The sequence below is a fragment of the Bacillus sp. TH19 genome (assembly GCF_016651075.1).
GTDB classification, from domain to species: Bacteria; Bacillota; Bacilli; order Bacillales; family Bacillaceae_G; genus Bacillus_A; species Bacillus_A mycoides.
On record NZ_JAEKEO010000007.1, the window covers coordinates 1,544,451 to 1,568,114 of the forward strand.

28 protein-coding genes are annotated in these 23,664 nt (G+C 36.3%); 19 read left to right on the forward strand and 9 right to left on the reverse strand.

What is annotated here, in order from left to right; all coding sequences use genetic code 11:
- Positions 1–53: 53 nt before the first annotated feature.
- From dapD to JFU54_RS11905, 4 genes are all read left to right on the forward strand, one after another.
- Positions 54–776, forward strand: a complete 723-nt coding sequence (gene dapD / locus JFU54_RS11890) for a 2,3,4,5-tetrahydropyridine-2,6-dicarboxylate N-acetyltransferase (protein ID WP_002014841.1) — start codon at positions 54–56, stop codon at positions 774–776.
- 61 nt (positions 777–837) lie between these two features.
- A complete protein-coding gene (locus JFU54_RS11895) occupies positions 838–1,968 on the forward strand; it encodes an N-acetyldiaminopimelate deacetylase (RefSeq protein WP_002033831.1) in 1,131 nt (376 codons plus the stop codon).
- Positions 1,969–2,240: 272 nt separating this feature from the next.
- Complete coding sequence (locus tag JFU54_RS11900; protein WP_002014843.1) at positions 2,241–3,107, forward strand: hypothetical protein; 867 nt, start codon at positions 2,241–2,243, stop codon at positions 3,105–3,107.
- An 83-nt stretch (positions 3,108–3,190) separates the two neighbouring features.
- Positions 3,191–3,856: a potassium channel family protein gene (locus tag JFU54_RS11905; protein ID WP_000504033.1), complete on the forward strand. Its 666-nt coding sequence runs from the start codon at positions 3,191–3,193 to the stop codon at positions 3,854–3,856.
- Positions 3,857–3,894: 38 nt separating this feature from the next.
- Here JFU54_RS11905 and rnjA read toward each other — a convergent pair whose 3' ends face one another.
- A complete protein-coding gene (rnjA, locus tag JFU54_RS11910) occupies positions 3,895–5,562 on the reverse strand; it encodes a ribonuclease J1 (RefSeq protein ID WP_002033834.1) in 1,668 nt (555 codons plus the stop codon).
- A 4-nt stretch (positions 5,563–5,566) separates the two neighbouring features.
- The gene (locus tag JFU54_RS11915; RefSeq protein WP_000576436.1) at positions 5,567–5,779 is read right to left on the reverse strand and encodes a DNA-dependent RNA polymerase subunit epsilon; all 213 of its coding nucleotides are present in this window, start codon (positions 5,777–5,779) and stop codon (positions 5,567–5,569) included.
- 547 nt (positions 5,780–6,326) lie between these two features.
- Between JFU54_RS11915 and JFU54_RS11920 the strand changes: the two genes are divergently transcribed.
- The gene (locus tag JFU54_RS11920; protein ID WP_002033835.1) at positions 6,327–7,100 is read left to right on the forward strand and encodes a Cof-type HAD-IIB family hydrolase; all 774 of its coding nucleotides are present in this window, start codon (positions 6,327–6,329) and stop codon (positions 7,098–7,100) included.
- Between the two features lie 62 nt (positions 7,101–7,162).
- Here JFU54_RS11920 and def read toward each other — a convergent pair whose 3' ends face one another.
- Complete coding sequence (gene def, locus JFU54_RS11925; RefSeq protein WP_201064504.1) at positions 7,163–7,717, reverse strand: peptide deformylase; 555 nt, start codon at positions 7,715–7,717, stop codon at positions 7,163–7,165.
- 167 nt (positions 7,718–7,884) lie between these two features.
- Positions 7,885–8,034 carry a YjcZ family sporulation protein gene (locus JFU54_RS11930; RefSeq protein WP_002014847.1) on the reverse strand — a complete coding sequence of 50 codons (150 nt, stop codon included), beginning with the start codon at positions 8,032–8,034 and terminating at the stop codon, positions 7,885–7,887.
- Between the two features lie 513 nt (positions 8,035–8,547).
- On the opposite strand from JFU54_RS11930, the gene pdhA reads away from it, so the two are divergent.
- From pdhA to JFU54_RS11955, 5 genes are all read left to right on the forward strand, one after another.
- The gene (gene pdhA, locus JFU54_RS11935; RefSeq protein WP_000536893.1) at positions 8,548–9,663 is read left to right on the forward strand and encodes a pyruvate dehydrogenase E1 component subunit alpha; all 1,116 of its coding nucleotides are present in this window, start codon (positions 8,548–8,550) and stop codon (positions 9,661–9,663) included.
- Positions 9,664–9,666: 3 nt separating this feature from the next.
- Positions 9,667–10,644: a pyruvate dehydrogenase complex E1 component subunit beta gene (gene pdhB / locus JFU54_RS11940; protein ID WP_002033837.1), complete on the forward strand. Its 978-nt coding sequence runs from the start codon at positions 9,667–9,669 to the stop codon at positions 10,642–10,644.
- 93 nt (positions 10,645–10,737) lie between these two features.
- Complete coding sequence (gene pdhC / locus JFU54_RS11945; RefSeq protein ID WP_002128881.1) at positions 10,738–12,027, forward strand: pyruvate dehydrogenase complex dihydrolipoyllysine-residue acetyltransferase; 1,290 nt, start codon at positions 10,738–10,740, stop codon at positions 12,025–12,027.
- A gap of 5 nt (positions 12,028–12,032) precedes the next feature.
- On the forward strand, positions 12,033–13,445 hold the full coding sequence (gene lpdA / locus JFU54_RS11950) for a dihydrolipoyl dehydrogenase (protein WP_088040065.1): 1,413 nt from the start codon (positions 12,033–12,035) through the stop codon (positions 13,443–13,445).
- A gap of 212 nt (positions 13,446–13,657) precedes the next feature.
- Positions 13,658–13,885, forward strand: coding sequence for a hypothetical protein (locus JFU54_RS11955; RefSeq protein ID WP_002088334.1), 228 nt, complete (start codon positions 13,658–13,660; stop codon positions 13,883–13,885).
- Between the two features lies 1 nt (position 13,886).
- Here JFU54_RS11955 and JFU54_RS11960 read toward each other — a convergent pair whose 3' ends face one another.
- On the reverse strand, positions 13,887–14,279 hold the full coding sequence (locus tag JFU54_RS11960; protein WP_002014853.1) for a DUF1885 family protein: 393 nt from the start codon (positions 14,277–14,279) through the stop codon (positions 13,887–13,889).
- A 134-nt stretch (positions 14,280–14,413) separates the two neighbouring features.
- Here JFU54_RS11960 and JFU54_RS11965 point away from each other — a divergent pair, with 134 nt between their 5' ends.
- The 4 genes from JFU54_RS11965 (at position 14,414) to JFU54_RS11980 (ending at position 15,395) form a co-directional block, all read left to right on the forward strand.
- On the forward strand, positions 14,414–14,710 hold the full coding sequence (locus JFU54_RS11965) for a DUF3055 domain-containing protein (RefSeq protein ID WP_000462037.1): 297 nt from the start codon (positions 14,414–14,416) through the stop codon (positions 14,708–14,710).
- Between the two features lie 195 nt (positions 14,711–14,905).
- Positions 14,906–15,034, forward strand: a complete 129-nt coding sequence (locus tag JFU54_RS11970) for a GapA-binding peptide SR1P (protein ID WP_000536778.1) — start codon at positions 14,906–14,908, stop codon at positions 15,032–15,034.
- A gap of 59 nt (positions 15,035–15,093) precedes the next feature.
- On the forward strand, positions 15,094–15,222 hold the full coding sequence (locus JFU54_RS11975) for a GapA-binding peptide SR1P (RefSeq protein WP_002033839.1): 129 nt from the start codon (positions 15,094–15,096) through the stop codon (positions 15,220–15,222).
- Positions 15,223–15,266: 44 nt separating this feature from the next.
- Entirely contained in the window at positions 15,267–15,395 is a 129-nt protein-coding gene (locus tag JFU54_RS11980) for a GapA-binding peptide SR1P (protein ID WP_002142969.1), read from the forward strand.
- A gap of 37 nt (positions 15,396–15,432) precedes the next feature.
- Here the strand turns inward: JFU54_RS11980 and JFU54_RS11985 are convergent, their stop codons facing one another.
- Positions 15,433–16,263 carry a protein-glutamine gamma-glutamyltransferase gene (locus JFU54_RS11985; protein ID WP_002014859.1) on the reverse strand — a complete coding sequence of 277 codons (831 nt, stop codon included), beginning with the start codon at positions 16,261–16,263 and terminating at the stop codon, positions 15,433–15,435.
- 618 nt (positions 16,264–16,881) lie between these two features.
- Entirely contained in the window at positions 16,882–18,354 is a 1,473-nt protein-coding gene (gene speA / locus JFU54_RS11990) for an arginine decarboxylase (protein ID WP_002128878.1), read from the reverse strand.
- Positions 18,355–18,737: 383 nt separating this feature from the next.
- On the opposite strand from speA, the gene JFU54_RS11995 reads away from it, so the two are divergent.
- On the forward strand, positions 18,738–19,007 hold the full coding sequence (locus JFU54_RS11995) for a UPF0223 family protein (RefSeq protein ID WP_002014862.1): 270 nt from the start codon (positions 18,738–18,740) through the stop codon (positions 19,005–19,007).
- Positions 19,008–19,087: 80 nt separating this feature from the next.
- Here the strand turns inward: JFU54_RS11995 and JFU54_RS12000 are convergent, their stop codons facing one another.
- Positions 19,088–19,714, reverse strand: a complete 627-nt coding sequence (locus tag JFU54_RS12000) for a YktB family protein (protein WP_002014864.1) — start codon at positions 19,712–19,714, stop codon at positions 19,088–19,090.
- Positions 19,715–19,919: 205 nt separating this feature from the next.
- On the opposite strand from JFU54_RS12000, the gene JFU54_RS12005 reads away from it, so the two are divergent.
- Together JFU54_RS12005 and JFU54_RS12010 are read left to right on the forward strand one after the other, a co-directional pair.
- Complete coding sequence (locus JFU54_RS12005) at positions 19,920–20,108, forward strand: hypothetical protein (protein WP_002121995.1); 189 nt, start codon at positions 19,920–19,922, stop codon at positions 20,106–20,108.
- Positions 20,109–20,196: 88 nt separating this feature from the next.
- Complete coding sequence (locus JFU54_RS12010; RefSeq protein ID WP_002014866.1) at positions 20,197–20,988, forward strand: inositol monophosphatase family protein; 792 nt, start codon at positions 20,197–20,199, stop codon at positions 20,986–20,988.
- 45 nt (positions 20,989–21,033) lie between these two features.
- Here JFU54_RS12010 and JFU54_RS12015 read toward each other — a convergent pair whose 3' ends face one another.
- Positions 21,034–21,213, reverse strand: coding sequence for a DUF5325 family protein (locus JFU54_RS12015; RefSeq protein WP_000400127.1), 180 nt, complete (start codon positions 21,211–21,213; stop codon positions 21,034–21,036).
- Between the two features lie 140 nt (positions 21,214–21,353).
- Between JFU54_RS12015 and typA the strand changes: the two genes are divergently transcribed.
- Positions 21,354–23,198 carry a translational GTPase TypA gene (gene typA, locus JFU54_RS12020; RefSeq protein ID WP_002014867.1) on the forward strand — a complete coding sequence of 615 codons (1,845 nt, stop codon included), beginning with the start codon at positions 21,354–21,356 and terminating at the stop codon, positions 23,196–23,198.
- Between the two features lie 159 nt (positions 23,199–23,357).
- Positions 23,358–23,660: a YlaH-like family protein gene (locus JFU54_RS12025; RefSeq protein ID WP_000893662.1), complete on the forward strand. Its 303-nt coding sequence runs from the start codon at positions 23,358–23,360 to the stop codon at positions 23,658–23,660.
- Positions 23,661–23,664: the final 4 nt, after the last annotated feature.

Consider the following 23,664-nt stretch of genomic DNA (forward strand, 5'->3'; position numbering starts at 1 on the left):
CGCTCTATCGTTTGGTAGAGTAACATTATAAATGGATTTAGGAGGCAACAAGAATGAAAATGATGGACGCTAACGAAATTATTTCGTTTATTCAAAACAGTGAAAAGAAAACTCCTGTAAAGGTATACATAAAAGGGGATTTAAAAGAGGTAACATTCCCTGAAACAGTACAAGCATTTGTAAATAAAAAATCTGGTGTATTATTCGGAGAATGGTCTGAAATTAAGACAATTCTTGATGAAAATAACAAGCACATTGTTGACTATGTAGTTGAGAATGACCGTCGTAATTCTGCAATTCCAATGCTTGATTTAAAAGGTATTAAAGCTCGTATTGAGCCAGGCGCGATTATTCGTGACCATGTAGAAATTGGTGACAACGCTGTTATCATGATGAATGCAACAATTAACATCGGTGCTGTAATTGGTGAAGGTACTATGATCGACATGAACGCAGTGCTTGGTGGACGTGCAACAGTTGGTAAGAACTGTCACGTAGGTGCAGGTGCTGTACTTGCCGGTGTTATTGAGCCACCTTCTGCAAAACCAGTTATCGTTGAAGATGATGTTGTAATTGGTGCAAATGTAGTTGTTCTAGAAGGCGTTACAGTAGGTAAAGGTGCAGTTGTAGCAGCAGGAGCTGTTGTAACAGAAGATGTGCCTCCATATACAGTTGTTGCGGGAACTCCGGCACGTGTAATTAAAGAAATTGATGAGAAGACAAAAGCAAAAACTGAAATTAAACAAGAGCTTCGTCAATTAAACCCAGAGAAATAAAAAATAAAAAGCGTAAGAGCATGAATGTGCTCTTACGCTTTTTATAGATAGAGGTGCAAAAATGACAGTAAGCAAATTTGTCCAAGTTCGTAGAGATTTACATAAAATTCCGGAGATCGGATTTAAAGAGTGGAAAACACAACAGTATATTTTAGATTATATAGGAACGCTTCCTAATGAATATTTGGAAGTGAAAACATGGAAAACAGGTGTAATTGTTAAAGTAAATGGAAAAAATCCAGAAAAAATAATAGGTTATCGTGCAGATATAGACGGTCTACCAATTACAGAGGAAACTGGATATGAATTCTCTTCTGTCCATGAAGGAATGATGCATGCATGTGGACATGATTTGCATGCAACAATCGGTTTAGGACTTCTAACAGCGGCTGTAAGCGAAAGAATAGATGATGATCTTGTGTTTATATTCCAACCAGCTGAAGAAGGTCCAGGTGGTGCACTTCCTATGTTAGAAAGCGATGAGTTAAAAGAATGGAAGCCTAATATGATTCTTGGACTTCATATTGCGCCTGAATACTCTGTGGGAACAATTGCGACAAAAGAAGGTTTATTATTTGCGAATACATCAGAGCTATACGTTGATTTAAAAGGAAAAGGTGGACATGCTGCATATCCGCATACAGCAAATGATATGATTGTTGCAGCGAGTCATCTCGTTACACAACTTCAATCAGTTATTAGTCGTAATGTGAACCCTCTTGACAGTGCGGTAATTACAATTGGGAAAATTACAGGTGGTACAGTTCAAAACATTATCGCAGAAAAGTCTCGTTTAGAAGGAACAATTCGAACGCTATCAGTGGAATCAATGAAACGTGTTAAAAGCCGAATTGAGGCAATTGTTGCGGGAATAGAAGCTTCTTTTCAATGCGAAGCTGTTATTGACTACGGAGCGATGTATCATCAAGTGTATAACCATGAGGAGCTAACGAGAGAGTTTATGCAATTTACACGTGAACAAACGACTATGGACGTAATTACGTGTACGGAGGCAATGACAGGTGAAGACTTTGGTTATATGCTTCGAGAGATACCTGGATTTATGTTTTGGCTTGGAGTAAATTCAGAATATGGTTTACATCATGCGAAATTAAAACCAGACGAAGAGGTTATTGAGAAAGCAATTGTATTTTTAAATCAATATGTGAAGTGGAAGGGAAATAGAAAGTGAACTTACTCGCTAATTGTGCAATAGTTTAGAGTGGGGACTTCTTAGTTCAGAGACGAAAACATCTTTCGTATTCGTTCGTGTTAGACATCTTCATACAAATGAGTAAAGTTAAATTTGACGTCTTAATAATGAGCAGGGGGTTTTTAGCCACTGCTCATTATTAATTATTGCTAATAGGGAAGATAATTATTTAACTACCCTATATATGTTTACTTTTAGTATGAAAAGTGTGTAAAATCAATGTGATACATAGAAAAAGGGTGGGGAATTACGTGCAAATTAGCAGTGCGATTTTATGTTTCGTCTTATATGCATATGTTATTATTGCGGCGGTTTATTTTGGGATAAGTTTTTACGCCTATCGTTTAGCAAATAATAGTGAATATGAAGAAACATACAAATGGGTGAAAAGATATTTGTCACCTGTACTAGAAATTATGAATGGATTTGTTCTTTTTTTATTTATTGGATTAATTGCTTTCTCGACGAGTTTAGTAGGGAATAAGACTACGTTATTTGTACTAGGTATCATTATTTTTATGCTATTAGGAATTCGGATTGGTAATACGGTGTTTTGGAACGAAAGAAAAATAGATGGTTGGACAGGGATGTTTATTCCATGTATGTTAGCTGCAATTGTGACGAATATAGAACATGAATATTATCAATTACATTTTTGGCTTATCATTGTTTTAACAATCCTCTCTGTTTTGTATATAAGTACTGTCGTGCTAACATACATCGCAAATGAAAAAGGAGATGCAAAAGGTGCGCACTTCTTTAGAGGGCGTGCATTATTATGGAGTGTGCCGACGATGGCAGTTATAGGGATTATTGCGATATTAGTAAATGGATATCAATTTACTAATTGGCAATTGTTTTTAGAAACTTGGTGGATCTTCATTGTTTCGCTTGTAGCTTTTTTAGGCGCAACACATTATTTATTCCATCAACATCATTACATATTGGCACTGTTATTCGCATTTACACAACTTTTATTTGCTTTTTTCGGACAAGAAACGCTATTGTTCGTTTTTGAAACATTTAGTTCATTTGGAAATATATTTGTATTTGGTATGTTAATTTTCGGTATCGCGTTTTATTTACAACAGTATTTTTATATGCAAAAACAAAAATAAGAAGTATGTACAGGTTTTTGTAGCGAATTTAAAGTATGTTACAATAAAAGTACATAGTATTTGATGTTATTGGAGGAATTCCTGTGGGCGAAAAAGAGAAAGAATTTGCTGTTATTGGGCTTGGCCGTTTTGGTGGAAGTATTTGCCGTGAATTAGCTCAATTAGGTATGGAAGTAATGGCAATTGACTCAGATGAGGATAAAATTAATGAGTTTGCAAATATAGCTTCGCATGCTGTAATTGCAGATTCAACAGATGAGATGGTATTAAAAAGTCTTGGTATTCGTAATTTTGATCATGTAGTCGTTGCTATTGGAGATAATTTGAATTCAAGTATTTTAACAACGTTAATTTTGAAAGAATTAGGTGTGAAAAATATTACTGTAAAAGCTCAAAATGACTATCATGAAAAAGTGTTAAGTAAAATAGGGGCAGATCATATTGTGCATCCAGAACGAGATATGGGAAAAAGGATTGCTAATAATATCGCATCAAGTAATGTGTTAGATTACCTAGAGCTTTCAGATGAGCATAGTATTGTAGAGATTATCGCAAATAAAAAAATTGATGGGCACTCTTTAATTGAATTAGATATTCGTGCGAAGTTTGGTTTGAACATTGTAGCAATTAAACGTGGAAAAGAAGTTATCGTATCTCCTCGAGCTACAGAAAACGTTCAGGCGGGAGATATATTAATTGTAATTGGTCATGACGATGAAGTAGATCGTTTTAAGCATTTTTTAAGATAAGAGAAAAGGACAATGCCGAGGAGGCATTGTCCTTTTTCTTATATTTCCATAATGATTGGTAAAATCATTGGACGACGTTTCGTTTTTTCGTATAGGAATGGTGCTAATGTGTCTGTAATCTCATTTTTAATTTCAGACCATTGTGTTGTTTTTCGCTCCATTACTTTTTCTAAATGTGTTGTAATTAATGTTTGAGCATCGTTGATTAAATCGCTGCTTTCACGCATATAAACGAAACCACGCGAGATGATATCAGGTCCTGCTGCAACTTTAAATTCTTTCATATCAATGCTTACAACTACAATAACAAGTCCTTCTTCAGAAAGAATGCGACGATCACGTAATACGATATTACCGATATCTCCAATACCATTTCCATCGATATAGACAGAGCCAGATGGGATTTTCCCAGCTACGCTTGCTTCATCAGAACGTAAAGCAAGAACATCTCCATTATCCATAATGAAACAATTTTCTTCTGGAATACCACAATCATTCGCTAATTTCATATGCATACGTTGCATACGATATTCACCATGAATTGGCATGAAATATTTCGGCTTAATAAGACGTAGCATTAACTTTTGTTCTTCTTGTCCACCGTGTCCACTCGTATGAATATTTGAGAGTTTACCATGGATTACATCAGCACCAGCGCGGTACAACATGTTAATTGTACGACTTACACTAATTGTATTGCCTGGGATTGGTGAAGAAGAGAAAACAACTGTATCGCCAGGGATAATTTGAATTTGACGATGTGTACCATTGGCAATACGTGAAAGTGCTGCCATCGGTTCCCCTTGACTACCTGTACATAACATAACAACTTTATTAGCTGGTAGGCGGTTTAGCTGAGCTGTGTCTATGAATGTATCCTTTGGACACCGGATATAACCAAGGTTTTGTCCGATTTCAATAGCCGCTTCCATACTTCGACCGAATACAGCTACTTTACGATTGTTTTCAACAGCAGCCTCAACAACTTGTTGTAAGCGATGGATATTCGATGCAAAGGTTGCGAATATAATACGACCGTCTACTTTGCGGAATATATCTTGAATACTATCACCAACGCGGCGCTCAGACATCGTAAAGTTTGGCACTTCACTGTTTGTACTATCAGATAAGAGACAAAGTACACCGTCTTTTCCGATTTCGGCCATTTTTGTTAAATCTGCTGGCTCACCTACTGGTGTGAAATCAAATTTGAAATCACCTGTATGAACGACTTGTCCTTGAGGTGTTTTCACAACAACTCCGTATGAATCCGGAATACTGTGAGTTGTACGGAAGAAGGAAACAGATGTCTTTTTAAATTTAATAACATCATCTTCTTGAATTTCATAAAGTTTTGCTTTACGAAGTAATCCGTGCTCTTCTAATTTGTTTTTTATTAGGGCAATTGCTAATTTTCCGCCGTAAATTGGAATGTTTACTTGACGTAATAGATAAGGAATTCCACCGATATGATCTTCGTGACCATGTGTAATGAATAATCCTTTAATTTTATCTTCGTTTCGCACAAAATAAGTGTAATCTGGTATTACATAATCGATCCCGAGGAGTTCGTCTTCTGGAAATTTAATTCCAGCATCAATTATAATAATTTCATCTTGAAATTGAACAGCATATGTATTTTTACCGATTTCACCAAGACCACCGAGGGCAAAAACGGCAGCTTGATCATTTTTTAGGAATTTCATATGACTATACGATCTCCGCTAATATTAAATCAGCGTTTTGTTTTTCATATTCAAGATGAGCACCAGTAACAGACTGAACGAACTCGATATTATATGCGAACTTATTTAATTTTTTACGAACATCCTTTTGAGACGTAGCCTCTAAATATAAAACTTTTGTATTTTCACGTACTGGAACCTCAGTTAATTTTTCTTGATAAAATACTTTAAAAATCATTTGGAAAACCTCTCCTTGTCTATGTTTTGCATTATCTGTTACTTATTATAAAGCAAACAGTCACGATTTTCATGTTTTTTCGAATGAGAATGAAGAAAAAGCCCGAAATGGGCACAATTTAAGCGATTGTCTTCTTACGGACTAAATCGTTTAAATAACGCTTGAGCTTTTTCTTCAGCTTCTTCAGCATGATTACTCCTTCCTTTCCTTATTTAAAACATGCATATTACTAATGATAACTCTGTCTCCCATACAAGAAAGAAGATTAGAAGTGAATAGTGAATCTTGTTCTTTTTAGTATAGTGTAAGTTATCTTGTAGTAACGATTAGTAGCCGTTAGTTATAGATATAGTATGAGGAAGAATAGAAAAGAAAATTCATCCGAACAAGTATCCACATTTTTTCACTAATAGTATATGCACATTTCATAAATAAGGTCAGAAAGTGAACGCTTTCTTCACAGATGTTTAATATGTTATACTTTTTTTGAAATTTGAAAAGTGATAATCAAAATAGGAATATAGAGTGCCAGAAAGGATTTTGACAAATGAATGATAAAATTGTCTTTTTTGATATTGATGGAACATTATTAGATCATGATAAGAAAATTCCGCAATCTACAAGAGATGCAGTAAGAGATTTACAAGAAAAAGGTGTGCATGTAGCGATTGCGACAGGGCGTGCGCCATTTATGTTTGAAGATATTCGTGAGGAACTCAATATACATAATTATGTTAGTTTTAACGGGCAGTATGTTGTATTTGAGGATGAGGTATTATTTAATAATCCATTACATCCTGATGCTCTACATAAGTTTACTCAGTTTGCAAAACAAGAAGGATATCCACTTGTATATCTTGACCATCAAGAAATGAGAGCGTCAGTGGAATATCATGATTATGTAAAAGAAGGTTTTGGAAGCTTACAATTCGATCATCCGGCATATGAACCTGATTTTTATGAGAAACGCGATATTTATCAAACGCTTCTTTTTTGTGAAGTAAACGAAGAAGAAAAGTTTATTCATCATTATCCAGATTTTCATTTTATACGCTGGCATGCATATTCAATGGATATTATCCCTAATGGTGGTTCTAAGGCAAAAGGGATTGAGAAGTTTATTGAGAAAATAGGATTTAATCGTGAACAAGTATATGCATTTGGGGACGGATTAAATGATTTAGAAATGATTGAAGCAGTAGGAACGGGCATTGTGATGGGGAATGGTCATGAGGATTTGAAAAAACTTGCTAATTATGTGACAAAAGATGTTAATGAAGACGGTATTTATCACGGATTAAAGTGGGCTGGCTTGTTATAAGTAAGTGTGGAACCCATTTCATATAATAAAAAGGCGGAAGGTTAACTTCCGCCTTTTTATTATTATCGCTCGAGAGGTTTTGAATCATCGGGAGCCACAAATGGATTGTCTTTATTAATATGGTCATAGAACATAACACCGTTTAAATGGTCGATTTCATGTTGGAATACAATTGCTGGTAAACCTTTTAATCGCAGTTTTACGTCTTCACCGTTAATCGTTGTTGCCTTTACTGTAATTCTCGTGTAACGAGGGACATAACCAGGTACTTCACGGTCTACAGATAGACAGCCTTCACCATTTTGTAAATATGTACGTTCAACAGAATGACTAATGATTTTTGGGTTAAATAATGCGTAGCTATATAACGTATCGTTCGTATCAGTTACATGAACCGCAATCATTTTCTTTGAAATACCGATTTGCGGAGCCGCTAATCCGATTCCGGGGCGTAAATTATATTTTTCAGCCATTTCAGGGTCCTGGCTATTTATTACAAATTCAATCATTTCTTTAAGAGTATTTGTATCTTCCTCGCTAGCAGGTAAGGAGACCTCTACTGCGACGTCGCGCAAAATAGGATTTCCTTCACGAATTACCTCATTCATTGTAAGCATATGTAATCTCTCCTTTCTCCTTTAGTCTACCAAAGGAGATAAAAAAAGTCATCGGCAAGTAAGGAAGAGCTACTTGGAAACAAATCTTCTACAGATAAGTTATGTAATAAAAAGAAAAGACGGCAAAGCCGTCTGTTTCTTTCCATAGTTGTTTCATTTTACATTAATTAGCGAATGCAAGCAGCACCAACGATAATTAAAAGGATAAACAACACAACGATTAAGGCGAAGCCGCTTCCAGATCCGCCACAAGAACCGCCATAACCGTAGGAAGGATATGAACAAGTTGTTGGATAGCAATATGAGTATCCGTACATGAGATGACCTCCTTTATCATTTCCCGCTAATACTGCGGTTACTATAATGTATGGAGGAAGGATCAGAAATGTATAGGTATTTACCTATAAAAGGAAGAAGTGTTTGTATAATTTTCTTGAGAAGAGAGAAAAACTAAGGAGAATTAAATCGTTTACATATTATTCTAAGAGAAAAAATAAGTTAAAAAGGGAATAATATAACAGCAGGTTATTGCTTACTAATACAGATGTGAAAAATAAAAACACGTTTGTGTAGAGGAAACCGGCATATTATTTATAAAAAAACGTATTCAAAGTAATTGACATCGTAATTAGAATAGTTGTAAACTAAAAAACGTGATCAAGATTGTATTAATATGTTTTTGAAAAAACATTAGTACAGATTGTTAGGTACACAAAATTATTCTCAACCGACAAACAAATTTGTTGGTTTACATTGTTGCGCTTTCAGTCTAGCTAATAGATAGTGAAAGCGTTTCAGAATATGGTTCAAGAGAGGAAGAGGTGAACGGAATGGGTACTAAAACAAAAAAGACCCTATTTAATGTTGATGAGCAAATGAAAGCTATCGCAGCTCAATTTGAAACATTACAAATTTTAAATGAAAAAGGCGAAGTTGTGAATGAAGCAGCTATGCCTGAATTATCTGATGATCAATTAAAAGAATTAATGCGCCGTATGGTGTATACTCGCGTACTAGATCAACGTTCTATTTCTTTAAACCGTCAAGGACGTTTAGGTTTCTACGCACCAACTGCTGGACAAGAGGCTTCTCAATTAGCAAGTCATTTCGCACTTGAAGCAGAAGATTTCATCTTACCAGGATATCGTGACGTTCCACAATTAGTGTGGCACGGTCTACCATTATACCAAGCATTCTTATTCTCTCGTGGACATTTCATGGGTAACCAAATGCCTGAGAATGTAAATGCACTTGCTCCACAAATCATTATCGGTGCGCAAATCATCCAAACTGCTGGTGTTGCGTTAGGTATGAAATTACGTGGTAAAAAATCTGTTGCAATTACTTACACTGGTGACGGTGGTGCTTCACAAGGTGACTTCTACGAAGGTATGAACTTTGCGGGTGCATTCAAAGCTCCAGCAATCTTCGTTGTACAAAACAACCGTTATGCAATCTCTACTCCAGTAGAAAAGCAATCTGCAGCTAAAACTGTAGCACAAAAAGCAGTAGCAGCAGGTATTTACGGAATTCAAGTAGACGGTATGGATCCATTAGCTGTATACGCAGCAACTGCTTTCGCTCGTGAGCGCGCAGTAAATGGCGAAGGTCCTACTTTAATCGAGACTTTAACATTCCGTTATGGTCCACATACAATGGCTGGTGATGACCCAACTCGTTACCGTACAAAAGATATCGAAAACGAATGGGAACAAAAAGATCCAATCGTACGCTTCCGTGCATTCTTAGAAAACAAAGGCCTATGGTCTCAAGAAGTTGAAGAGAAAGTTATCGAAGAAGCAAAAGAAGATATCAAACAAGCAATTGCTAAGGCTGACCAAGCTCCAAAACAAAAAGTTACTGATTTAATGGAAATCATGTACGAAAAAATGCCTTACAACTTAGCTGAACAATATGAAATTTACAAAGAAAAGGAGTCGAAGTAAGCCATGGCTCAAATGACAATGATTCAAGCAATCACTGATGCTTTACGCGTTGAAATGAAAAATGATCCTAACGTACTTGTGTTTGGTGAAGACGTTGGTGTAAACGGCGGAGTATTCCGTGCTACTGAAGGTTTACAAGCTGAATTCGGTGAAGATCGTGTAATGGATACTCCACTTGCAGAGTCTGGTATTGGTGGACTTGCAGTTGGACTTGCACTTGAAGGCTTCCGTCCAGTTCCAGAAATCCAATTCTTCGGTTTCATTTTTGAAGTAATGGATTCAGTTTCTGGTCAATTAGCTCGTATGCGTTACCGTTCTGGTGGACGTTGGACTGCTCCAGTAACAATTCGTTCTCCATTCGGTGGTGGTGTTCATACTCCTGAACTACATGCTGATAGCTTAGAAGGATTAGTGGCACAACAACCTGGTCTAAAAGTTGTTATTCCATCTACTCCATACGATGCAAAAGGTCTTTTAATCTCTGCGATTCGTGACAACGATCCAGTTATCTACTTAGAGCATATGAAATTGTACCGTTCATTCCGTCAAGATGTACCAGAAGGTGATTACACAATTGATTTAGGCAAAGCTGACATCAAACGTGAAGGTACAGATGTATCTGTTATCGCTTATGGTGCTATGGTTCATGCTGCATTAAAAGCTGCTGAAGAACTTGAAAAAGAAGGTATCTCTTTAGAGGTTGTTGACTTACGTACAGTTCAACCATTAGATATCGAAACAATCATCGCTTCTGTTGAAAAAACAGGTCGCGTAGTTGTAGTTCAAGAAGCTCAAAAACAAGCTGGTATTGCAGCTAACGTTGTAGCGGAAATTAACGACCGTGCAATCTTAAACTTAGAAGCTCCAGTTGTACGTGTTGCAGCTGCTGATACAGTATTCCCATTCTCTCAAGCTGAGAGCGTATGGTTACCAAACCATAAAGATATTGTTGAAGCTGTTAACAAAGTAATGAACTTCTAATTTTTAGTTTTTCATGTGCAAAAGAAATCAGCACATGCTGGTTTCTTTTGTACATATTCCATAATAATGAAATGAATCAGGGGGCTGAATTCCGTGGCATTTGAATTTAAACTACCAGATATCGGTGAAGGTATCCACGAAGGTGAAATCGTAAAATGGTTTATTAAACCAGGCGATGAAGTAAATGAAGATGATGTACTTCTTGAAGTACAAAATGATAAAGCAGTAGTAGAAATCCCTTCTCCTGTTAAAGGTAAAGTACTTGAAGTACTTGTAGAAGAAGGAACAGTTGCAATTGTAGGAGATACATTAATTAAATTTGATGCTCCTGGATACGAAAACCTTAAATTTAAAGGTGACGATCATGATGAAGCTCCAAAAGCTGAAGAAGCAGCAGTAGAAGCTCCAGCAGCGGAAACTACTCCAGCAGCAACTGCAGAAGTAGTAAATGAGCGTGTAATCGCTATGCCATCTGTTCGTAAATATGCTCGTGAAAAAGGTGTAGATATTCATAAAGTAGCTGGTTCTGGTAAGAACGGCCGTGTTGTGAAAACTGACATCGATGCATTTGCAAATGGTGGACAAACTGTAGCAGCAACTGAGGCTCCAGCAGCAGTAGAAGCTACTCCAGCAGCAGCGAAAGAAGAAGCACCAAAAGCACAACCAATCCCAGCTGGTGAATATCCAGAAACTCGTGAGAAAATGAGTGGTATCCGTAAAGCGATTGCGAAAGCAATGGTTAACTCTAAGCATACAGCTCCTCACGTAACATTAATGGATGAAGTAGATGTAACAGAACTTGTTGCTCACCGTAAGAAGTTCAAAGCTGTTGCAGCTGACAAAGGTATTAAATTAACTTACCTTCCATACGTTGTAAAAGCTTTAACATCTGCATTACGTGAATTCCCAATGTTGAATACTGCTTTAGACGATGCTTCTCAAGAAATCGTTCATAAACATTACTTCAACATCGGTATCGCAGCTGATACAGACAAAGGTCTATTAGTACCAGTTGTTAAAGATACAGATCGTAAATCTATCTTTACTATTTCTAACGAGATCAATGAACTTGCTGGTAAAGCACGTGATGGTCGTTTAGCTCCAACTGAAATGAAAGGTGCTTCTTGCACAATTACAAACATTGGTTCTGCAGGTGGACAATGGTTCACTCCAGTTATCAATCACCCAGAAGTAGCAATCCTTGGTATCGGCCGTATCGCTGAGAAACCAGTTGTGAAAAACGGTGAAATCGTTGCAGCTCCAGTATTAGCATTATCTCTAAGCTTTGACCATCGTTTAATTGACGGCGCAACTGCTCAAAAAGCATTAAACCAAATTAAACGTCTATTGAATGACCCACAATTATTAGTAATGGAGGCGTAATAACAATGGTAGTAGGAGATTTCCCAATTGAATTAGATACAGTCGTTGTTGGTGCAGGTCCTGGTGGATACGTTGCGGCAATTCGTGCAGCACAATTAGGTCAAAAGGTAGCGATTATTGAAAAATCTAACCTTGGTGGCGTATGCTTAAACGTTGGATGTATTCCTTCAAAAGCGTTAATCAATGCAGGTCATCGTTATGAGAATGCAATGCATTCTGATGACATGGGTATCACTGCAGAGAACGTAAAAGTTGACTTTACAAAAGTTCAAGAATGGAAAAACGGCGTAGTTAAGAAATTAACTGGCGGTGTTGAAGGCCTTCTTAAAGGTAACAAAGTTGAAATCATTCGCGGTGAAGCTTACTTCGTAGATGCTAACACATTACGCGTAATGACTGAAGATGCAGCACAAACTTATACGTTTAAAAATGCTGTTCTTGCAACTGGTTCTACACCAATCGAAATTCCAGGATTCAAATACTCTAAACGTGTTATCAACTCTACAGGCGCTTTAAGCTTAACTGAAATTCCTAAAAAACTTGTTGTAATCGGCGGCGGTTACATCGGTATGGAATTAGGTACTGCATATGCTAACTTCGGTACAGAAGTTACTGTAGTAGAAGCTGGCGACGAAATCTTAGCTGGTTTCGAAAAAGCTATGAGCTCTGTTGTTAAACGTGCTCTACAGAAAAAAGGTAACGTAAATATCCATACAAAAGCTATGGCTAAAGGCGTTGAAGAAACAGAAACTGGCGTAAAAGTTAGCTTTGAAGTTAACGGTGAAATCCAAACTGTAGAAGCAGATTACGTATTAGTAACTGTAGGTCGTCGTCCAAACACTCAAGAAATCGGTCTTGAGCAAGTTGGAATTAAAATGACTGACCGTGGCATTATCGAAATTGATGAGCAATGCCGTACAAATATTTCAAACATCTATGCAATCGGTGATATCGTTCCTGGACCACCATTAGCTCACAAAGCTTCTTACGAAGGTAAAGTAGCTGTTGAAGTAATTAGTGGCCATGCATCAGCAATCGATTACATCGGAATTCCTGCAGTATGCTTCACTGATCCAGAATTAGCATCTGTTGGTTACACTAAGAAACAAGCTGAAGAAGCAGGAATGACAGTAGCTGTATCTAAGTTCCCATTCGCTGCAAACGGTCGTGCGTTATCATTAAACAGCACTGACGGTTTCTTACAACTTGTAACGCGTAAAGAAGATGGTCTTCTTGTAGGTGCACAAGTTGCAGGTGCAGGTGCTTCTGATATTATCTCTGAGATTGGTTTAGCTATCGAAGCTGGAATGACAGCTGAAGATATCGCTCAAACAATCCATGCTCACCCAACATTAGGTGAAATCACAATGGAAGCAGCTGAAGTTGCTCTTGGAATGCCAATTCACATTGTAAAATAATTTAAGTAATGTAAATACCCCATCTCTTATTTAAAGAGATGGGGTATTTTTATTTTCATAAAATGACTTGCAAGGTCTTTATATGTACTTGTCGAATGAATATATAATACTTTAAATGAACCGTTAGCATATATGCCGTTATATAATATGTAATTGATTCAAACTTAATCCCATATATTAATAAAATAGAGCATGTCAAAGGAGAAGGTTCCATGAGAATATTACATGTTATATTTTATCATTTTCTATTATGGAGTGGTTTTTCCATTGTATTAACATTATCGAATGGTGATAAGTTTCATTATAAAGTAATTCTCTTTTTCGTATTTCTTTATTTGGCATATGTGATTGCATGTTTTGTATTACACGTAAGAAAGCAGGCATTATTCCTTACGTGTTCAAATTGCATACTTTTTTTAATCATATTCTCTATTTTTTAAATTAACGTTTATAGAAATACATTGTTCTTCCATTAAATAGTTGTAACTCTCCTTCTAATTTCTTCGCTAGAAAACGGCTAAATTCATTTGCTTTTCCTTTATCACCAAATGTTGCTGTAGTAGGCAAAGAAACCTGAATAAAAGATTGTTCCTTTTCTATTCCAATCCCAACATAAATAGAATCATATCGATCGTGACTCGATTGGAGTTTTAATGTTGTTGCTGATGTATCTAATATTTCATAAGGAAAAGCTGTATTTGTATAAGCATAATTAATTTGATCACCAGTCTTGGAAGTAACGGTTTTATAGTTATGAAAAAGGTGTTTAACATCTTCTATTGAAACAGATTGTTGATTGGATTTAGGTACAAGTGTGATAAAGGCGTGTTGCATACAAATTCCCCCTTAGCTTAGTAGAATAATATCATTCTACATCCCACTGAATTTTTTGACAATTAAAAGGAGTATTACTTTTTTTGTTTAATATATTAATGAGTAGGAAGTGTTATTTAGAAAGGTGGAAACTCATGTTTGAAAAATTGTATGATGAGCATGAAAGTGTGAAGGTACGATTTTTAGGATTTATGACGCATGATACACGTTATGATTTTGGAGTTATTTATACAAATATGTTTTTTGGAAAACCACTTATTGTTTGTATGCAAACAGGGAGATCTACTTTGCTTGGGAGAGATGATGTAGAAAATGTTCCATATATACAGGAAACTTTTAAGTTAGGATCGGAAGAGGAGGCGGAGGAGTTAGCTCAGTTTTTTAAATTTCTTGTTCCGTCTACTTCTTTGCATGCGGAGTATGAAGAATAATTAACAAGAAACAGTCGTACGTATGAGATATGGCTGTTTTTTTGTGTTAATATCGCATACTAATTTAATTTTAAAATATTCAATGTGTTATACTAAAAACCTATTGACGTAAAAAGTATAACATATTAAAATAAAGACAGAAAGTTAAGCGGTTACAAAAGTTTTTGGGATTATAAACTTAGGGGGAAATGAAAAATGGGAACAATCGTATGTCAAGATTGTGAAGGTACAATTGCACACTTCGAGGATGAGAAAGTAACGGTACTTTACGGGAAATGTGGATCTTGCGGATGTGATCACACAGAACATACAAAAGCCCAATAATTGATAGGAAATTGACAGCTAAAAGTTTTTAGGACCATAAACTTAGGGGGAAATGAAAAATGGGAACAATCGTATGCCAAGTTTGTGAAGGAACAATCGGACATTTTGAAGATGAGAAAACGACAGTACTTTATGGGAAATGTGGTTCCAATTGTGACTGTGCTAGTAGAGACAATGCGAAAGCTTAATCATATATAAGTAGATTATTCTTTAAACTCAGGGGGAAATGAAAATGGGAACAATCGTATGCCAAGTTTGTGAAGGAACAATCGCACATTTTGAAGATGAAAAATCAACAGTACTTTATGGGAAATGTGGATCTCATTGCGAATGTGACCATACAGAACATACAAAAGCTTAATAATTAAGAAAAAACGCCTACACATGTAGGCGTTTTTTTAATAGATTGTAGTTGTATGCCCGACTGTTGCAACAATTGCATCATCTCTAATAGGAATAAATCCTATTGATGTTTGTGGCGTGTTAGGAGGGGCATATTGACTCATCATACGGCTATCAATACGAGTAATAAAATCGGTTAAATAAGCTGAAATAAAAGCATAAGGAATCCTTCGTTCATTTAATGAATAAATAATTTCCTCTTTCGTTTTTACGCCTACGCCATGTCCGTAAAAAAAGAAGTTTCCTAGATAGATTGCATTTTCTCCTTGCCACTCAATCGTAGCTGGATTAACTTGTGGATTTTTAAAGTAAACGAGGTCACCTGGAACGATATCGCCACTCGTTTTTGTTATGAGCTTTAAGTCGCGATCGTAGTCCCATGTATAAAGTAAGAGGTTTGCGAATAGACGGTTGAAAGTTTTTTCCTCATATAATGATAGTAATGCTTTGTAAAAAATGATAATCATTGCGGTGGCACATTCAGTTCCATATAGTTTTCCGTTTTTAAAAATATCTTGGATGGCAATGGAAGGGGCTATGTTTGGGAGTAGTTGAAATCCGCCAAGTGATGTTCTTTCCCAAAACTGAGGGTTGCAAAAAGATTGTTGAAACGTACGAAACTGAAATCCACTTTGAAAAAGTTCTAGCGCGGAAGTAATAATATTAACTCGTAAATTAAGATCAAAGCTGAGTTCATCGGCTGTTCGGAAGGAATAAACTTCTTGATTTCCCGCCATTATGGATAAAATCTGTTGTTTTTCAGCTGCAAATGGCTCATATTCATTTGTGATATAAGGGTGTACAATAGAACGGCCTATCACAATCATAATGGTATCCCCACCTATACGTTACAGATTTCGCGATACGGGAAAGCCTATATTGGACTTTAGACATAGGATGAAAGTATCGCTTTTTCATAGAAAAACATTTATCCCGCTATTTACGGGCAGTAAGAATTCCACCTCAAAATTCGGCTGGAGCCCTGCTGCCCGTAAACGTCCGATTGGTGAAGGCTAATAATCAGTGGGGATGAACAAAACCCCACTGATTAAAGTTTCACTTTATATTTTGGTAGACTTTAACTACAGACAAGTACAAGTCTTTAAAACGCCAATGTGTTCTTTGAAAAAAGATAGCATAGGGAGTTCGATAGCCGAATTCAAGCTATCGGTAAAATGATATGTGTCGTCAAGAACAAGACGCTAAAACACCTGAACACGAATCTGTACGGTATGGTATAGTACAGTAGCTCACGAATCTATACGGTCTGTTGTGAGAGTGGTGATGGCACACCGCAATCTTGCACGTCAGCGATACCAGAAATGGACTTCGCCTTAGGTAGCAAGAATCCCACTGATGTTAGTCAGCTTGCCCCATTAGGGTGGGAATGTCAAATTCTTTAGTATCGTATGAAAAAAAGAGAAAAAAGGTGAAAGAAAAGCCTATCAACTGATAGGCTTGTACTCTTTAATAACACGTAATGTTTGTAATGTCATATCTTCAGGACCTTGTACAGGTAACCCAGCTTCTAAATTTTTAAGAATATACTCTAAGTTATCTTGTGTAATAATTTCCCCCGGAGTAAAGATTGGAATCCCTGGCGGATAAACCATAACAAAATCAGCTATAATACGACCTGCTGCGTTTTCAAATGGAATGACTTCTGTTTCTGAATAAAAAGCATCTCTAGGAGAAAGTGCTAGCACAGGTATTTCTGGTATTTCTACTTGTACTTGAACACCTTTGTCTGCTCTATTTCTATATGTTGCTGCTAAATCTTGTAATGCTGTAATAAGTGTATCTGTTTCACTTTCTGTATCTCCAAATGTGATAAGACAAAGTATGTTATATAAATCAGAGAGTTCTACTTCAATGTTGTAATGTTCTCTAAGCCATACTTCAGCCTGATGGCCTGTAATACCTAAATCTTTTACAGATACAATTATCTTTGTAGGATCATAGTTAAAAGTAGCATCTGTTCCTAGCATTTCTTTTCCGGGACAATAAAGATGCTCAATAGCATTAATAGCATCACGAACATGCTCAGCTAATTGTATTGTTTGTTCTATGAGAGCTGTTCCTTCTGTAGCAAGACGTTTTCTAGCAACATCAAGGGATGCTAACAAAATGTAAGAAGTTGATGTAGTCGTAAGCATGCTAATAATGGATTGGACATGCTTTACGTTCACAAGACCTTCTTTTACATTAAGAATAGAGCTTTGGGTTAAAGACCCACCTAATTTGTGAACACTTGTTGCTGCCATATCTGCACCTGCTTGCATAGCTGATATTGGTAGTTCATCATGAAAATGGATATGAACACCGTGAGCCTCATCAACAAGTACAGGAATATCGTAAGAATGAGCTAATTCTACAATCTGCTCTAAATCTGCAGCAAACCCAAAATATGTTGGATTTATAACAAGTAAGCCTTTCGCATCTGAGTGCTCTTCAAGAGCCTTTTTGACAGATTGAATTGTGATCCCATGTGAAATACCGAGCTTCGGATCAATCTCAGGATGCATGAAAATTGGTTTTGCACCTGAGAAAATAATAGCTGACATTACTGATTTATGCACATTCCGTGGCACGAGGATTTTATCCCCAGGACCGCACACGCTCATCACCATTGTCATAATTGCACCACTTGTACCTTGAATAGAAAAGAACGTATGATCTGCACCGAAAGCAGCGGCTGCTAAATCCTGTGCTTCTTTAATCATACCTTTTGGATGATGTAAATCATCGAGCGGCGCAATATTAATTAAATCAATTGCTAATGCATTATGCCCAATAAATTCGCGAAATGTAGGATCCATGCCCTGTCCTTTTTTATGACCAGGAATATGGAATTGAACTGGATTTCGCTTACTGTGCTCAACTAAAGCGGTAAACAATGGTGTTTCGTATTGGGACAATCTATACACCCCTTCTTCTTCGTAATATTTATTAGAGTTTGTTTTATATGATTTCATCTCATTCTAAAAGGAAATTAAGATGACAAACTTTTAGAACTTGACTTGTTTTTCTGCCATTCGCAAAAGCCTTTTTTGGGATGGTAGTCTCACTTTATTTTCTATAAAACAAAAGCATTATATCACCAATAATTATAGATGTATAGAAAAATCGCATTTTCAAGGTGAGTATGTTTAATAGTTATATTTTAAATACTGCAAAGAGGAAGACAATTCCATTGAAATGGATAAATGGTGTATAATGCAGAGTGGCTATAGTGAAGAATAAAAGGTTGTCTTAAAGGTAGCATAATGGAAAAAGAAAGAATACTGAATGAGGTGCAAAAATGGAATATCAATATCCACTTGATTACAATTGGTCAAATGAAGAAATGGTAGCAGTTGTAAAGTTTTATGAAGCGATTGAAAAGGTATATGAAAAAGGAGTTTTGAGAGAAGATTTGATGGAATTATATCGTCGTTTTAAAGAGATTGTGCCATCGAAGGCAGCGGAGAAAAAAATTGATAAAGAATTTCAAGAAGTAAGTGGATATTCTATATATCGTACGATTCAAAGAGCAAAAGAAGTAGCGGAAAAAAAGATTGTAAAAATGTAAAAATATTTTGAAAATTAAAATGCAAAGTGCTATAATGTGATAACAACTAAAAACGGACAATATAAATTGTCCGTTTTCTACTATCGATTACAAAGTGCATATAAAGGAAGGAGTGGTTGCATCGTAGATTCAATCTTAGCAAGGAATTGTTCGTTGGTCATTGCTGAAAACTCCTCTGGTGATATATGAATACCGACTAATAACTCTGCTTTTTTCACAGTAGCTAAACGTTCAATCATCTTTTGTAAGTCTTCCGTTTCAAGCGTTTTATGTAGTTTTACACCTGGTTTAGTATGGTCAATGGACCAAACGAAGTCATTTGGAATATTTGTTTTTAAATCATTTAAATGTTCTAAGAAGGCGTGAGCCGTCTCCACTTTTTGTGGACACTCATAGATTAAACCAAAGTATATGAAGGCGTGAGTACCCCATAAACCAATTTGAAAGTGTGGTAACATTTTATATCCACGTTTATTTGTTGAAAAAGCAACCCAAGTATCGTTTGGTGGATTGACTTTGCGGCGTGCATGTTTTGCTACATGGTAGAAAAAGTTTTCATCAGTTTGTTGTGATAAATATTCTGCAAATTGTTCCCCTAAAGCTTCTAGCTTAGGATGAATATTCGTTTTAATTGCGCTCATTCGTTCTTCAAGACCATCAACAGTAAAGACTTCAAAATCAGTTGATGTGAATGTTTGTAGTGTCATGATTGTTCCTCCAACTCCTATTTTGTTTTAATTTTAGCATAGCTTGTACTATTCATAAAAAAAACATCACAAAAAAATTTAAATAAAAAAATATAATTTTGTTGCATAGATGATTTATCCAACATAGTATAGTATAAAACAAAAAATCAGAAAATTGAATCAATTCTAGTCCGAGGGCAGACGAATATTGGGAGGAGGCAAAAAAATGAGACAGGTGATTAATGCGTTAAAGAGAACAGATGCTGAAAAGAGAATTCCGGTGCTACGTTTGGAGCTAGATTATGAATTAGCAACTTTATATGATGCGATGATGGATAACGACAAACAGAAAAAAGAAGAGTGCGTACAAAAATTAGAAGTGTTAAGACTTGAAATGATCCGTTTAGAAGCGTAATAATAGTATATGTATAAATAATTAGTTGGTGCGAACCTTATAAAGGGTTCGTTTTTTCTGTGAACAGTATAGATCGGAGTGTTTAAACATGCAAGAAGTATGGAAAGACATCGATACACACGCGAAACAGTGGATTCGAGAAGCCGGAGAACAATTAATGGCGTCACTGAAAAAAACACTTATTATAGAAACAAAGTCAAATGCAGCTGATCTAGTAACAAATATGGACCGAGAAACGGAGCAGTTTTTAATTGGGAAAATTAAAGAAACATTCCCACATCATAATATTTTAGGAGAAGAAGGCTATGGAGATGAGATTACCTCTTCTAATGGGGTTGTTTGGTTAATTGATCCAATTGATGGCACGATGAACTTTGTTCATCAAAAAAGAAATTTCGCAATCTCAATCGGGATTTATGAGAACGGTATCGGAAAGATTGGTCTTATTTATGATCCAGTTCATGACGAACTATATCATGCGGTAAAGGGAGAAGGGGCTTTTTGCAATGATTTAGCTATTCCCATGTTGGAAAAAGGAACGGTAGAGCATGGAGTTATAGCTTTGAATGCGATATGGCTTACTGATAATCCATTGCTTAATATGGAAAAAATGATGATGCTCGTTAAGAAGGCAAGAGGTACGAGGTCATATGGTTGTGCAGCGTTAGAAATGGTATATGTTGCCACGGGAAGATTAGACGCATATGTAACACCGCGCTTATCGCCATGGGACTTTGGCGGGGGACAGATTATTGTAGAGGAAGTTGGCGGTAAAGTGACAACGTTCTTGGGAACGCCTCTTTCTATTGTAGAGAAAAGCAGTGTGTTAGTTGCAAAACCAGGAGTATACGAAGAATTATTACCATTTGTATCGCAATAATGAAAAAAAAGTAAGAGGCATAAAGAAGCTTCTTACTTTTTAATGTTATTGCGATTTACGCATTTTTCTTTTTGTTACAAAACCGTATCCAACTGTAACAAATGTGCCGATAATGCAAATAATAATGCCGATGGGACTATTTTCAGCAATCATAATTCCGATACCAATTAAGAAGATAACACCGATAATTGCTGTTAATAAAAAGCGATATTGAATGTGTTCCATTTCTTCACCCTCCAATCTTATTTTACTTTCACAAAAGTAAGAATACAACTATATTTTCATTCTTGATTTTATTTTGATTGCCATTGTATCCCCTTCGCTCTTATAATAGAGAAGGATTAAAAAGACATTAGGAGTTGGACATGTTGAAAAAACGACAAGATTTACGAAATATAGCAATTATTGCCCACGTTGACCATGGTAAAACAACACTTGTTGACCAGTTATTACGTCAAGCGGGGACGTTCCGTGCGAATGAACATATTGAAGAACGCGCAATGGACTCAAATGATCTAGAAAGAGAACGTGGTATTACAATTTTAGCGAAGAATACTGCGATTCACTATGAAGATAAAAGAATTAACATTTTAGATACACCTGGTCACGCTGACTTCGGTGGAGAAGTAGAACGTATCATGAAAATGGTTGATGGTGTTCTACTTGTAGTTGATGCATATGAAGGTTGTATGCCACAAACACGATTTGTTTTAAAGAAAGCTCTTGAGCAAAACTTAACTCCAATCGTTGTTGTAAACAAAATTGACCGTGACTTCGCTCGCCCTGATGAAGTAGTTGATGAAGTAGTTGACTTATTCATCGAACTTGGTGCAAACGAAGATCAATTAGAGTTCCCAGTTGTATTTGCATCAGCAATGAACGGAACAGCAAGCTTAGATTCAAATCCAGCAAATCAAGAAGAGAATATGAAATCATTGTTTGACACAATCATTGAACATATTCCAGCACCAATTGATAACAGCGAAGAGCCACTTCAATTCCAAGTAGCACTTCTTGATTACAATGACTATGTTGGTCGTATTGGGGTTGGACGCGTATTCCGCGGTACAATGAAAGTAGGACAACAAGTTGCATTAATGAAAGTTGACGGAAGTGTAAAACAATTCCGTGTAACTAAATTATTTGGTTACATTGGATTAAAACGTCAAGAAATTGAAGAAGCAAAAGCTGGAGATTTAGTAGCTGTTTCAGGTATGGAAGATATTAACGTAGGTGAAACGGTATGTCCGGTTGAGCATGAAGAGGCTTTACCATTATTACGTATTGATGAGCCAACATTACAAATGACATTCCTTGTAAATAACAGCCCATTTGCAGGTCGTGAAGGTAAATTCATTACTTCTCGTAAAATTGAAGAGCGTCTTCGTTCACAATTAGAGACAGATGTAAGTTTACGTGTAGATAATACAGATTCTCCTGATGCATGGATCGTATCTGGACGCGGAGAGTTACATTTATCTATCTTAATTGAAAACATGCGTCGTGAAGGTTATGAACTACAAGTATCTAAGCCTGAAGTAATTATTAAAGATGTCGATGGCGTAAGAAGTGAGCCTGTAGAGCGCGTACAAATCGATGTTCCTGAAGAATACACTGGTTCTATTATGGAATCAATGGGCGCACGTAAAGGTGAAATGTTAGATATGGTGAATAACGGAAACGGTCAAGTTCGCCTTACTTTCATGGTTCCAGCACGTGGGTTAATTGGTTACACAACAGAATTCCTAACATTAACTCGTGGTTATGGTATTTTAAACCATACATTTGATTGCTACCAACCAGTACATGCTGGACAAGTGGGTGGACGTCGTCAAGGTGTTCTAGTTTCACTTGAAGCAGGAAAAGCATCACAATACGGTATTATGCAAGTTGAAGACCGTGGTGTAATCTTCGTTGAACCAGGTACAGAAGTATATGCTGGTATGATCGTTGGAGAACATACACGTGAGAATGATTTAACAGTTAACGTTGTAAAAATGAAACAACAAACGAACATTCGTTCTGCAACGAAAGATCAAACTTCAACAATGAAAAAACCACGCTTAATGACTTTAGAAGAGTCATTAGAGTACTTAAACGATGATGAGTTCTGTGAAGTAACTCCAGAATCAATTCGTCTACGTAAAAAGATTCTTGATAAGAGTGAGCGCGAAAGAGCTGCTAAGAAAAAGAAATCTGTAGAAGCGTAAAAATAAAAAAACAACTACCTTTATAAAAGGTAGTTGTTTTTTTTATTTTGTTTATTTTTAGAATATTTATTCTTTTTTGTGGACAGTATTTTTTTTGCGAGTTACTCTTGTATTAAGTACATAAAGAAAATTTGTTTTTATGAGAAGGGAGGAAAGATAGTGTTAGAAAGAATGTCATTTTTCGCGAAATTGTGCAAAGTTGATGAAAATCCAGAACTAGGGATGTGGTTACTTTATGGAACAATTATTATATTGAGTGCACTTGTATATAATTTAGGATTTGCAAGGAAGCTATCAGTGCTAAAAAATATAGTAATATACATATCTTTAGCAATTGGATGCACGGTATTAACTTTCTTTGCAGTTTTTTTACCAGTTGGAGAGGGGCTCGTTGTAGCGGCGATTGTACTTGGAATTTATAGATTACGTTTACGTCAAGCGAAACAACAAAAGGCAGGGTGAAAAG

Excerpts from the sequence above, each read along its gene's own strand:
- JFU54_RS11920 (WP_002033835.1), top strand. The coding sequence starts at position 6,327 with ATGAATGATAAAATTGTCTTTTTTGATATTGATGGAACATTATTAGAT.
- pdhB (WP_002033837.1), top strand. The coding sequence starts at position 9,667 with ATGGCTCAAATGACAATGATTCAAGCAATCACTGATGCTTTACGCGTT.
- JFU54_RS11965 (WP_000462037.1), top strand. The coding sequence starts at position 14,414 with ATGTTTGAAAAATTGTATGATGAGCATGAAAGTGTGAAGGTACGATTT.
- lpdA (WP_088040065.1), top strand. The coding sequence starts at position 12,033 with ATGGTAGTAGGAGATTTCCCAATTGAATTAGATACAGTCGTTGTTGGT.
- JFU54_RS12010 (WP_002014866.1), top strand. The coding sequence starts at position 20,197 with ATGCAAGAAGTATGGAAAGACATCGATACACACGCGAAACAGTGGATT.
- JFU54_RS11970 (WP_000536778.1), top strand. The coding sequence starts at position 14,906 with ATGGGAACAATCGTATGTCAAGATTGTGAAGGTACAATTGCACACTTC.
- JFU54_RS11895 (WP_002033831.1), top strand. The coding sequence starts at position 838 with ATGACAGTAAGCAAATTTGTCCAAGTTCGTAGAGATTTACATAAAATT.
- JFU54_RS11930 (WP_002014847.1), bottom strand. The coding sequence starts at position 8,034 with ATGTACGGATACTCATATTGCTATCCAACAACTTGTTCATATCCTTCC.
- def (WP_201064504.1), bottom strand. The coding sequence starts at position 7,717 with ATGCTTACAATGAATGAGGTAATTCGTGAAGGAAATCCTATTTTGCGC.
- dapD (WP_002014841.1), top strand. The coding sequence starts at position 54 with ATGAAAATGATGGACGCTAACGAAATTATTTCGTTTATTCAAAACAGT.
- JFU54_RS11960 (WP_002014853.1), bottom strand. The coding sequence starts at position 14,279 with ATGCAACACGCCTTTATCACACTTGTACCTAAATCCAATCAACAATCT.
- typA (WP_002014867.1), top strand. The coding sequence starts at position 21,354 with ATGTTGAAAAAACGACAAGATTTACGAAATATAGCAATTATTGCCCAC.
- JFU54_RS11980 (WP_002142969.1), top strand. The coding sequence starts at position 15,267 with ATGGGAACAATCGTATGCCAAGTTTGTGAAGGAACAATCGCACATTTT.
- JFU54_RS11915 (WP_000576436.1), bottom strand. The coding sequence starts at position 5,779 with ATGATTTTTAAAGTATTTTATCAAGAAAAATTAACTGAGGTTCCAGTA.
- pdhA (WP_000536893.1), top strand. The coding sequence starts at position 8,548 with ATGGGTACTAAAACAAAAAAGACCCTATTTAATGTTGATGAGCAAATG.
- JFU54_RS11955 (WP_002088334.1), top strand. The coding sequence starts at position 13,658 with ATGAGAATATTACATGTTATATTTTATCATTTTCTATTATGGAGTGGT.
- JFU54_RS12000 (WP_002014864.1), bottom strand. The coding sequence starts at position 19,714 with ATGACACTACAAACATTCACATCAACTGATTTTGAAGTCTTTACTGTT.
- JFU54_RS11975 (WP_002033839.1), top strand. The coding sequence starts at position 15,094 with ATGGGAACAATCGTATGCCAAGTTTGTGAAGGAACAATCGGACATTTT.
- JFU54_RS12005 (WP_002121995.1), top strand. The coding sequence starts at position 19,920 with ATGAGACAGGTGATTAATGCGTTAAAGAGAACAGATGCTGAAAAGAGA.
- JFU54_RS11995 (WP_002014862.1), top strand. The coding sequence starts at position 18,738 with ATGGAATATCAATATCCACTTGATTACAATTGGTCAAATGAAGAAATG.
- JFU54_RS11985 (WP_002014859.1), bottom strand. The coding sequence starts at position 16,263 with ATGATTGTGATAGGCCGTTCTATTGTACACCCTTATATCACAAATGAA.
- JFU54_RS12015 (WP_000400127.1), bottom strand. The coding sequence starts at position 21,213 with ATGGAACACATTCAATATCGCTTTTTATTAACAGCAATTATCGGTGTT.
- rnjA (WP_002033834.1), bottom strand. The coding sequence starts at position 5,562 with ATGAAATTCCTAAAAAATGATCAAGCTGCCGTTTTTGCCCTCGGTGGT.